Below are 3,663 nucleotides of genomic sequence, written 5' to 3' on the forward strand. Positions count from 1 at the left end.
TCATCGGTTCAAGAACTCGCGCAGACGCGCCACTGGCCTTTTGATGCTCGCTCGTGGCGATAAGCCAAAGATCGTCTGTGAGGCACTCGGTGTGAGTTGTGAACGGCGGTTGAAAACCGACAATAAACGGCGGCGTCATAGTGCGGCGGCGCCACGCGCGAGGATGAAGACAGACATCACGGAAGCGTTCAACGTACGCTGAACGGGACGTTGATTCAGGGCACGGCGTAGGGAGCCCGTGGGGGCGACTGGAGACGTGCCCTGAATCGGGGCGGGCCGTCCGCATGGTAGAAAGGCGTTTGCCAAAGAAGAAGAACAACAGGCGCAGCGCCGGCCTCAACCGCCAAGTCCAGTCCGGTGCTGCGCCTCCACAGGGTATCCATATGGCGGGCCTGTCGCCCGGCCGGAGAGCCGTGTGAGCCGTCAGTATCGCATTGCTCACGCGGCCCGTCGACTTGGTTCGACTGCTCCCTCCTCTTTGGCGTTCTGGAGGAGCCGCCAATGCAGCCGCCCACGGGCCGCTTGTACGTGTGCGCCCGTTGCCGGGCGCAGGTCATCGTCTGTCGCCGTTGTGATAGCGGCCAGACTTACTGCGATCGCGACTGCGCGCAGGCCGCGCGACGAGCGAGCCTGCGCGAGGCTGGCCGCCGTTACCAGCGCAGCCGGCGCGGTCGTATGGCGCATGCCGCCAGGATGCGCCGCTATCGCCAGCGACGCGAGAAAGTGACGCATCACTCTTCCGCCGAGCCCACCGCTGATGCTCTACTGATCACGACTTCGACGACATCGGCCAGCCAGACGAGTGCCACGATGGCAACCACGCCATCGCTCGGGCATTGCCGCTTCTGTTCCTGCGCATGTGAGTTTGTGCGTCATGGGCCATTGCGCCGTCGGGTCTTCCATGAGGTTCGTACTGCTACCGAACAAAAAGGAGCCGACCCATGACCATCAAGGCTGAAGTTGAGGCGCAGATCCTGCGCTATTACCACGTCGAGAAGTGGCGCTGCGGCACCATCGCGCGCCAGTTGCATGTGCATCGCGGCACCGTGCAGCGTGTGCTGGCCCAGGCGGGCCTGCCGCGGGTGGGCGGTCTGCAGCGGACCTCGCGGATTGATCCGTACCTGCCGTTCATCCATGAGACGCTCAGGAAGTTTCCCTCCCTCACGGCCAGCCGCCTGTACGCGATGGTGACCGAGCGTGGTTACCGGGGCAACATTCACCATTTCCGTCACCTGGTGGCGCTGCACCGCCCACGCCCGACTCCCGAAGCCTATCTGCGGTTGCGCACCATGCCGGGAGAAGTGGGGGAAGTGGACTGGGCCTCATTCGGCCACCTGCAGATCGGCCGCGCGCGCCGGCCGTTGATGGCCTTCGTGATGGTGCTGTCGTGGTCACGGCAGATCTGGCTACGCTTCTTCCTCGACGCCCGTATGGACAGCTTCCTGGCCGGGCACGTGGGTGCCTTCGAAGCATGGTCCGGCGTGCCGAGGGTCCTCAAGTACGACAATCTGCGCAGCGCCGTGCTCGAGCGTCAGGGCGATGCGATCCGCTTCAATCCGGCGCTGCTCGCGTTTGCCAGCCATTACCGGTTCGAACCCAGGCCGGTGGCCGTTGCGAGGGGAAACGAAAAAGGTCGTGTCGAAAGAGCAATTCGTTTCGCACGCGAGAGCTTCTTTGCCGCGCGCAAGTACGCCGATCTCGATGATCTGAACGACCAGGCCGCACAATGGTGCGCGGGCGTGGCAGCCGATCGTCCATGCCGGGAGGATCCGGCCATCACTGTGCGCGAAGCCTTCGAGCGCGAGAAGCCGAGCCTGCTTGCATTGCCAGACAACGCGTACCCGTGCGAACTGCAGCTTCCCGTGACGGCCGGCAAGACGCCCTATGTGCGCTTCGACCTGAACGACTACTCGATACCGCACACGCATGTGCGACGAACGCTCACGGTTCGTGCCGACCAGCATCAGGTGCGCATCCTCGATGGCGCCGCTGTCGTCGCCGAGCATGCTCGCAGTTACGACCGCGGCGCGCAGATCGAGATCGCGACGCACATCGATGCGCTGGTGGAGCACAAACGTGAGGCCCGCCACCACCGCGGCCTGGACCATCTCGCGCACGCCGCGCCGGCTGCCCGGACACTGATGCTGCGCGCGGCCGAACGCGGAAGCAATCTGGGCAACATTACCGCGCAGCTGCTGCGATTGCTCGACCGGTATGGCGCCGCCGAACTGCAGGCCGCGATCGAGGAAACCCTCGCGAGCGGCGCCGCGCCGCACCAGAACCCGGTGCGCCTGGCACTGGAGCGTCGGCGGGCTGCCCGGGGAGCGCCTCCGCCCATCGCCATCAAGCTGCCGGAACACGTGCGCGACAAGGACAAGCGCGTGACGCCACACCGGCTCGACATCTACGACCAGCTCACAGCGGAGGCCGATGATGACAAACAGGACTGAGCAGTTGCACGAGCGCGCCAATGCCTTGCGGATGTATGGATTGCTGGCGCACTGGAGCGAGATCGCCGACGCGTCATGGATCGAGCCGTTGCTGCAGTGGGAAGAGCACGAACGCGCACGCCGTTCGCTTGAGCGGCGTATCCGCGACGCCCGCCTGGGCAACTTCAAGCCGCTTGCAGACTTCGACTGGGCATGGCCAAAGCGGATTGACCGCGGCGCGCTCGAGGAATTGATGGCGCTCGAGTTCGTCAGGGAGAAGTCCAACGTCGTGCTGATCGGGCCGAACGGCGTGGGTAAATCGACACTCGCACTGAACCTCGCGTATCAGTCGCTCATCCACGGCTACACGGCGCTCTTTACCACGGCTGGCCAGATGCTCGGCGAGCTGGCCGCGCTCGACAGTGACTCGGCGCTGCGCCGGCGCCTGCATCGCTACGCTTCACCCGAAGTGCTCTTGATTGACGAGGTAGGCTACCTATCGTATTCGAACCGCCATGCCGACCTGCTGTTCGAGCTGGTGAGCCGCAGGTACGGCGCAGCGAGCACGGTGGTTACAACGAACAAACCGTTCGCAGCATGGTCGGAGGTGTTCCCGAATGCGGCCTGCGTCGTGTCACTGGTCGATCGCCTCGTGCATCGCGCCGAGGTCATCGCGATCGAGGGCGAGTCGTATCGCGTCAAGGAAGCGCGCGAACGGGCCGAGCAGCGCGCCAGGAGGCGTAACGCTGCGCGCCCGGAGAAGAAGCCGTGAGCCGCCGCACGCACCTGCCTTCGGGCCTGTCTCGCGGGCTGCACTTCCTGATCGACGCCGACTGGTCGCCCCAGCAGGCGTTCGCCGTGTTCGAGCTGCTCAGCGATCTGCGCGCGCGCATCTGGATGCGTTACGGCGTCGAGTTACACGAGCTGATCCGCGAGCAGCGTTCGCCGCCCACCGATGCCGATATCGACGACATCGAGGGCGGGTTCTGATCATGCTTTACTCGCCCTGCGGACGCCAATGCCTGCGGCGCATGGTCGAGTGTTTAACTCAACCTTGCGCCGCCATCTGGTGTCGGATTTACGCCGCCGCCAACACCAGGCCGGACCCGAGTTGTAACCGGCGCAGAATGGATTGCCACCGGATTCTCACTTCGCTGGTTGGGCGAGCGTCCCCCCGGACGCCTGTCACTTCGGCCTCCAGCGGGTGACGCGCGACATGCGGCGAGCAGGTAAC

The 3,663-nt window shown here is 64.9% G+C and carries 3 protein-coding genes and 1 pseudogene; all 4 read left to right on the forward strand.

The window, feature by feature from the left end; genetic code table 11:
* Positions 1–202: pseudogene (locus tag VMJ11_RS32320) on the forward strand (hypothetical protein); the annotation flags it as partial.
* Positions 203–941: 739 nt separating this feature from the next.
* The gene (istA, locus tag VMJ11_RS32325; protein ID WP_325625112.1) at positions 942–2,450 is read left to right on the forward strand and encodes an IS21 family transposase; all 1,509 of its coding nucleotides are present in this window, start codon (positions 942–944) and stop codon (positions 2,448–2,450) included.
* Positions 2,431–3,201 carry an IS21-like element helper ATPase IstB gene (istB, locus tag VMJ11_RS32330; RefSeq protein WP_414694547.1) on the forward strand — a complete coding sequence of 257 codons (771 nt, stop codon included), beginning with the start codon at positions 2,431–2,433 and terminating at the stop codon, positions 3,199–3,201. Before istA ends, istB begins: the two co-directional genes overlap by 20 nt.
* A complete protein-coding gene (locus VMJ11_RS32335) occupies positions 3,198–3,419 on the forward strand; it encodes a hypothetical protein (RefSeq protein WP_325625113.1) in 222 nt (73 codons plus the stop codon). Before istB ends, VMJ11_RS32335 begins: the two co-directional genes overlap by 4 nt.
* The last annotated feature ends 244 nt before the right edge of the window (positions 3,420–3,663 follow it).

The organism is Paraburkholderia sp. (assembly GCF_035501035.1).
Lineage (GTDB): Bacteria > Pseudomonadota > Gammaproteobacteria > Burkholderiales > Burkholderiaceae > Paraburkholderia.